Source organism: Actinosynnema sp. NPDC023794 (genome assembly GCF_040639675.1).
Classification (GTDB): domain Bacteria; phylum Actinomycetota; class Actinomycetes; order Mycobacteriales; family Pseudonocardiaceae; genus Actinosynnema; species Actinosynnema luteola.
The window spans coordinates 23,722-30,339 of the sequence record NZ_JBFAFR010000055.1 but is presented as its reverse complement, the minus strand read 5'-3'; the positions used below and the strand labels follow the sequence as shown (position 1 = coordinate 30,339).

Genomic DNA, 6,618 nt, shown 5'->3' with positions numbered 1-6,618 from the left:
CTCGTCTGTCAACGTCACCACGGCCACCGGCCGACCCCTACGAGCCACCCGACAACTCTACAATTCATTAACGAACTTCAGGCGCAGGACACTAGTCGAGCGAATCACCCGGCTGGTCGAAGAGGAGCACCGGTTGGAGGGATCGCGCATCGGCAAGGGCCTGAGCGAGGGCGACGCCCGACGGCTGCGTGACCTCGAAGTCGCCTTGGACCAGACCTGGGACCTCCTGCGCCAACGCCGCGCGCGCCGGGCCGCGGGCATGGACCCGGACGCCGCCGAGGCCCGCGACCCCCGCACCGTGGAGGGTTACCGCCAGTAGTCGGGTGCGGGCGTTGACTCGTCCCTTGGGGCAGCCCGCAGGGTCGTCGCCATGGAGGATGTGGCGGTGGCACGGCTACTGGGGATCGGCGAGTTCGCCCGCCGGTCACGGCTGTCGGTGAAGGCACTGCGGTTGTACGAACGCCAGGGCCTGCTCCGGCCGGCCGTGGTCGAGGCGGGCAACGGCTACCGGCGTTACCGGGAGGACCAGCTCGTCCCGGCCCGCCTGGTGGCGTTGCTGCGCAGGTTGGACATGCCGCTCGCGGTCGTGGCCCGGATCGTCTCCGCGCCCGGGGACGAGCGGGCAGACCTGCTCGCCGAGTACTGGGCCGAGGTCGAGCACCGCATGGCCGTGCGGCGCGGCCTGGCCGCCCACCTCCGCGTCGTGTTGTCCGGAGGAAGGGGTCTGTTGGAGATGTACGAGGTCAAGCAGCGGGAAGTACCCGACCAGGTGGTCCTGACCGAGCAGCGGCACGTGCTGCAACCGGCGTTGGAGCAGTGGATCGACGACTCGCTGGGACGGCTGCACAAGGCGGCCGACGCCTTCGGCGGCGTGTCCGGCGCGACGTTCGTGATCTACCACGGCGAGGTGAACGAGGACAGCGACGGACCGGTCGAGTCGTGCGTGCCGATCGCCGTGGCCGAGCCGCCGACCGGGTCGGCGGCCAGGGTGGAGCCCGCGCACCGGGAGGCGTACGTGCGGCTGACCAAGGCGCAGGTGGTCTTCCCGCAGATCCTGTCGGCCTACGACGCCGTCGCCGTGTGGATCAAGGAGAACGGTTTCGCGGTCCACGACGCGCCCCGCGAGGTCTACTTCGCGGACTTCGACGCGGCCGGTCCCGACGACGAGGTCTGCGACATCGCCTTCCCGATGCGCTAGCGACCGCACCGACCGCGCGGGAACGGCCACGTGCCCACCCGCGCGGTCGCCCAGCGCTGCGCAACCGTCACCACGGCCCTTCGACGCGGGCCGGGCGGCTCAGACGAGCCGCGCCAGCCGGTGGTCGAGCGCCGTGTGCCGACGTCCCGCCCCCACGGTGCGGACCGCCTGCCCGATCGCCTTGCGCGACCCGACCAGCACGACCAGCTTCTTCGCCCGCGTGACCGCCGTGTAGAGCAGGTTGCGCTGCAACATCATCCACGCGCTGGTCGTGATCGGGATGACGACGCACGGGTACTCGCTGCCCTGCGAGCGGTGGATCGTCATGGCGTAGGCGTGGGTCAGCTCGTCCAGCTCGCCGAACTCGTAGTCGACGTCCTCGTCCTCGTCGGTCCGCACGGTCAGCTTCTGCTCCACCGCGTCGATCGCCGTGACGATGCCGAGCGTGCCGTTGAAGACGTTCTTGTCGTAGTTGTTGCGCATCTGGGTGACCTTGTCACCGACCCGGAAGACCCGGCCGCCGAACCGGCGTTCCGGCAGGTCCTGTTTGGACGGGGTCAAAGCCTCCTGCAGCAACGCGTTCAGCCCGCCCGCGCCCGCCGGACCCCGGTGCATCGGCGCGAGCACCTGCACGTCCGTGCGCGGTTTGAGCCCGAACTTGCGCGGGATGCGGTTGGCGACGACGTCGACCACCAGCGCCGCCGCCTCCTCGGCCTCCTCCACCGGGAACAGGAAGAAGTCCGGCATCCCCTGCACGACGGGGTAGTCGCCGTTGTTGATCCGGTGCGCGTTGGTCACCACGCCGGACTGCTGCGCCTGTCGGAAGATGTGCGTGAGCCGGACGTTCGGGATCGGGCTCTCGGCGGACAGCACGTCGCGCAGCACCTCGCCCGCGCCGACGGACGGCAGCTGGTCGACGTCGCCGACCAGCAGCAGGTGCGCGCCCGGCGCGACGGCCTTGGCCAGCTTGTTCGCCAGCAGCAGGTCCAGCATCGACGCCTCGTCCACGACCACGAGGTCCGCGTCGAGCGGCCGGTCGCGGTCGTAGGCCGCGTCACCGCCGGGCTTGAGCTCCAGCAGCCGGTGCACGGTGCGCGCCTCGTGCCCGGTCAGCTCGGTCAACCGCTTGGCCGCACGGCCGGTCGGCGCGGCCAGCACCACCTTCGCCCCCTTGGCCGCGGCCAGCTTCACGATCGACCGCACGGTGAAGCTCTTGCCGCACCCCGGGCCGCCCGTCAGCACGGCCACCTTCCGGCTCAACGCCAACCGGACGGCGTCGCGCTGCTTGTCCTCCAGCGACGCCCCGAGCCACGCGAACGCGCGCTCCCAGTCGACCTGCTGGAACGCCGGCATCCGCTCCTCGTCGGTCCTGAGCAGCCGCAACAGCTGGCTCGCCAGCGAGATCTCGGCCCGGTGGAACGCCACCAGGTAGATGCCCGGCTCGCCGTCCGGCATGACCTCGCGGACCACGCCCTCCTCCGCCACCAGCTCGGCCAGGCACTCGATCACGAGGGCCGCGTCGACCTGGAGGATCTTGATCGCGTCGCCGATGAGCTCGTTCTCGGGCAGGTAGCAGTTGCCGTCGCCGGTCGCCTCGGACAGCGTGAACTGCAGCCCGGCCTTCACCCGCTGCGGGCTGTCGTGCGGGATGCCGACGGCCTTCGCGATCACGTCGGCGGTGCGGAACCCGATGCCCCACACGTCGTTGGCCAGCCGGTAGGGCTCCTCGCGGACGACCTCGATCGCCTTGTCGTTGTACTGCTTGTAGATGCGCACGGCCAACGACGTCGACACGCCGACGCCCTGGAGGAAGACCATGACCTCCTTGATCGCCTTCTGCTCCTCCCACGCGTCGGCGATCAGCTTCGTGCGCTTCGGGCCGAGCTTGGGCACCTCGACCAGGCGCTGCGGCTCGTGCTCGATGACGTCCAGCGCGTCCACGCCGAAGTGGGTGACGATCCGGTCGGCCAGCACCGGCCCGATGCCCTTGATCAGGCCGGAGCCGAGGTAGCGGCGGATGCCCTGGATGGTGGCCGGCAGCACGGTCGTGTAGTCGTCGACGTGGAACTGCTTGCCGTACTGGGGGTGCGAGCCCCACCGGCCGCGCATCCTGATCGACTCGCCCGGCTGCGCGCCGAGCAGCGACCCGACCACGGTGACCAGGTCGCCACCGCGGCCCGGGTCGACGCGGGCGACCGTGTAGCCGGTCTCCTCGTTGGCGAACGTGATCCGCTCGAGCACCGCTTCCAGGACCGCGTCAGCCACCGGGTCACCCTAGGACGTGCCGCCGACAGCCGGTGGTCAGGGCCAGAGCAGCGGCCGGCCACCGTACTCGCCCACGACCACGCCGTGGTCGTTGATGCCCTGGGCGAAGCCGTAGGTCCCGGACGGCACCGGCAGCAGCGTCACCTCGCCCGACGACGACCAGCGGATCGGCCGGTTGTACCGGCTGATCGCCGTGCCGGCGGCCACGCCGCGGTCGTTGAGCTCCAGCACCTCGCCCGCCCCGTACCCGTCCGGCAACGCCATGACCGACACGGCGCCGTCGGCCGACCACTTCACCGGACGGCCCTTCACCTGGCCGTACGCGGCGCCCTCCGCGTCGACCGCGTGCAGGAAGCTGTGGTAGCCGGTCGGCGTCGGCACCTCGCTCAGCGCCGTGCCGTCCCACCGCAGGCCGAAGCCGGTCCGGTCGCCGCGCTGGATCCTGCCGACGACGTACCGCCCGTTCACGTCCGCCACGGAGGAGTACGTGGCGTCGGGCACCACGCCCAGGACGGTGAGCACCCCGTCGTCCCACCGCACGTAGTGGACGAGGTCGTCGGCCGTGGTGGCGGTGCCCGCGATGGCGCCCGCCTCGTCGATCGCGGTCGCCTCGGTCGCCGGTGCGACTCCCGGCAGCGCGGTGGCGGTCCCGTCGCGATCCCACCGGACGGCACGGCGGACGCCGGTCGCGTAGTCGCCGCTGTAGCCGACCACCGTGCCGCTGTCGTTCACCGCGGCGGCGAAGCTGTAGGTGTCGCCGGGCGGGAGGTCGAAGACGGTCGTGAAGCCGTCCGGGTTCCACCGGGTCGCCTGCGAGTTGCGGTCCGGCGTGCTGGTGTTGCCGTACGCCGCGCCGTCCGCGTCGACCCCGAAGACCTTCCCGGGAGTGGCGCCCGCCGGCGGCGCCAGCTCGGTGAGCCGACCTCCGGCGTCCCAGCGCACCGGCCGCGACCTGCCCTCCGCGTTGGTGGAGCGGCCGACGACCACGCCGGAGTCGTTGACGTCGACCGCCGACCCCTTCGTGCCGCCGGGCAGCACCGCGAGTTCCACGTACCCGGGCCCCGCTGCCGCCGCCGGGGCTGCCGAGATCACCGAGACGAGCGCCAACGCGGCGCCCAACGTCCGTCGCACGACCAGACCTCCTCGTCGAAGTCCCGCCCGCCACCAGCTAACCAGGTCTCGACTGGGAGCGCTCCCAGATTCGCCCGTTCAGCCCCGGGACGGGTTGTGGGCGGTCTGCACAGGACGTTCACAACTCACGCCGGTCACCTCCACGGCTCCCACATAGAGTCGGCCGCATGACACGCCGGATTCTGGTGGTCGAGGACGACCTCACCATCGCCGAGTCCGTGGCCGCGAGGCTGCGGGCCGAGGGGTTCGAGGTCGAGCTGGCGCACGACGGTCCGTCGGCCGTCTCGCGTGCCCGCGACGTGCGGCCCGACCTGGTCGTGCTGGACGTGATGCTGCCGGGGTTCGACGGGTTGGAGGTGTGCCGGCGGATCCAGGCCGAGCGTCCCGTGCCGGTGCTCATGCTGACCGCCCGGGGTGACGAGACGGACCTGCTGGTCGGTCTCGCGGTCGGCGCGGACGACTACCTGACCAAGCCGTTCTCGATCCGCGAGCTGGCCGCGCGCGTGCACGCGTTGTTGCGGCGGGTGGAGCGGGCGGCGTCGGCGGCGGCGCACCGGATCACGGTGGCCGACCTGGAGATCGACCTGGCCGAGCGGCGGGTCGTGCGCGGAGGGGCGGAGGCGCACTTGACGCCGACCGAGTTCGAACTCCTGGTGCACCTCGCCGAACGGCCGCGGGCCGTGCAGTCGCGGGAACGGCTGCTGAGCGAGGTGTGGGGCTGGGCCGACGGCACGGGCACGCGGACGGTCGACAGCCACATCAAGGCGCTGCGGCGGAAGTTGGGCACGGACCTGATCCGGACCGTGCACGGGATCGGGTACGCGTTGGAGGTGCCCCGGTGACCTTGCGCTCGGCGTTCGACACGACGCTGGAACTCCTGCCGCGCCCGTTGGACCCGGTGCGGTCGATCAAGGTGAAGCTGGGGATCCTGCTGGTGTCCGCGATGGCGGCGGGGTTCACCTACTTCTGGTACCGCATCCAGTGGCTCGCGCCGGGCACCACGTTCGGCACGATCGCGATCGTGCTGGTGACGTCGCAGATCCTCGCGCACGGGATGACGCGCCCGTTGCGGGAGATGACGGCGGCGGTGCGGGCGATGCGGGCCGGCGACTACAGCAGGCGGGTGCGTGCGACGGCGCGGGACGAGGTCGGCGAGCTGGCCGCGGCGTTCAACCAGATGGCGGCGGACCTCGGTGCGGCGGACCAGCAAAGGCGGGAGCTGATCGCGAACGTCTCGCACGAGTTGCGGACACCCATCACCGCTCTGCAGAACGTGCTGGAGAACGTCGTGGACGGCGTGGCGCAGCCGGACGCGGCGACCATGCGGACGGCCTTGGCGCAGACCGAGCGACTCGGCCGACTGGTCACGGAGTTGCTGGACCTGTCCCGGATCGACGCCGGGGCGCACAAGCTGGACAAGGCCCAGTTCGCCGTGGAGCCGCTCTTGGCGGAGGTCGTGGCCGAGGCTTCGGTGGCCGCTCGAGGGGTGCGGTTCACCGTGGACGTCTCACCACCGTCAGCGACCGTCTACGCCGATGAGGCCCGACTGGCCCAGGTGGTCGCCAACCTGCTGGACAACGCCGTCCGCCACGGCCCGGCCGGCGGCGAGGTGAGGGTATCGGCCGCGGTGGGCGCGGAACTGGTGCTGGAAGTAGCGGACGACGGCCCGGGCATCGCGCCGCAGGACCGTGAACGGGTCTTCGAGCGCTTCACACGGGGCGAACGGGCGGGCGGCGGCGGCACGGGCTTGGGTCTCAACATCGCGCGCTGGGTAGTGGACCTGCACGGCGGCACCATCGCCGTGGTCGACGGCCCGGGCTGCCGAATCCGCGCCACCCTCCCCGCCACCTGCCCACCGACTCAAACGCACACCACTCCCACCCCAACCTGACCCACCACCCACCTCCCCACCTCACACACCGCACCCATCCCTCACCCGGTCGTCCACTGATGACCGCCCCTTGATACGCGTGGGTAGCCCGTAGGGGGGTCGGTGGGATGACGCGAAACCCGACCGACAACGG

Annotated in this window: 6 protein-coding genes; 4 read left to right on the top strand and 2 right to left on the bottom strand. The window is 71.5% G+C overall.

Annotated features, from left to right (window positions below; translation table 11 throughout):
• Positions 1-319, top strand: a 319-nt coding sequence (locus AB0H12_RS43450; protein WP_499632097.1) for a DUF2630 family protein, incomplete at its 5' end; no start/stop codon positions are given.
• A gap of 66 nt (positions 320-385) precedes the next feature.
• The gene (locus tag AB0H12_RS43445; protein WP_499632094.1) at positions 386-1,198 is read left to right on the top strand and encodes a MerR family transcriptional regulator; all 813 of its coding nucleotides are present in this window, start codon (positions 386-388) and stop codon (positions 1,196-1,198) included.
• A 99-nt stretch (positions 1,199-1,297) separates the two neighbouring features.
• Here the strand turns inward: AB0H12_RS43445 and recD2 are convergent, their stop codons facing one another.
• Together recD2 and AB0H12_RS43435 are read right to left on the bottom strand one after the other, a co-directional pair.
• The gene (gene recD2, locus AB0H12_RS43440) at positions 1,298-3,463 is read right to left on the bottom strand and encodes an SF1B family DNA helicase RecD2 (protein WP_499632091.1); all 2,166 of its coding nucleotides are present in this window, start codon (positions 3,461-3,463) and stop codon (positions 1,298-1,300) included.
• A gap of 36 nt (positions 3,464-3,499) precedes the next feature.
• Complete coding sequence (locus AB0H12_RS43435; protein ID WP_499632088.1) at positions 3,500-4,594, bottom strand: hypothetical protein; 1,095 nt, start codon at positions 4,592-4,594, stop codon at positions 3,500-3,502.
• 167 nt (positions 4,595-4,761) lie between these two features.
• On the opposite strand from AB0H12_RS43435, the gene AB0H12_RS43430 reads away from it, so the two are divergent.
• Positions 4,762-5,436 (top strand): response regulator, encoded by a 675-nt coding sequence (locus tag AB0H12_RS43430; protein WP_230571980.1) that lies wholly within the window; start codon positions 4,762-4,764, stop codon positions 5,434-5,436.
• Positions 5,433-6,485 (top strand): HAMP domain-containing sensor histidine kinase, encoded by a 1,053-nt coding sequence (locus AB0H12_RS43425; protein ID WP_499632085.1) that lies wholly within the window; start codon positions 5,433-5,435, stop codon positions 6,483-6,485. Before AB0H12_RS43430 ends, AB0H12_RS43425 begins: the two co-directional genes overlap by 4 nt.
• Positions 6,486-6,618 lie beyond the last annotated feature (133 nt).

Excerpts from the sequence above, each read along its gene's own strand:
- AB0H12_RS43430 (WP_230571980.1), top strand. The coding sequence starts at position 4,762 with ATGACACGCCGGATTCTGGTGGTCGAGGACGACCTCACCATCGCCGAG.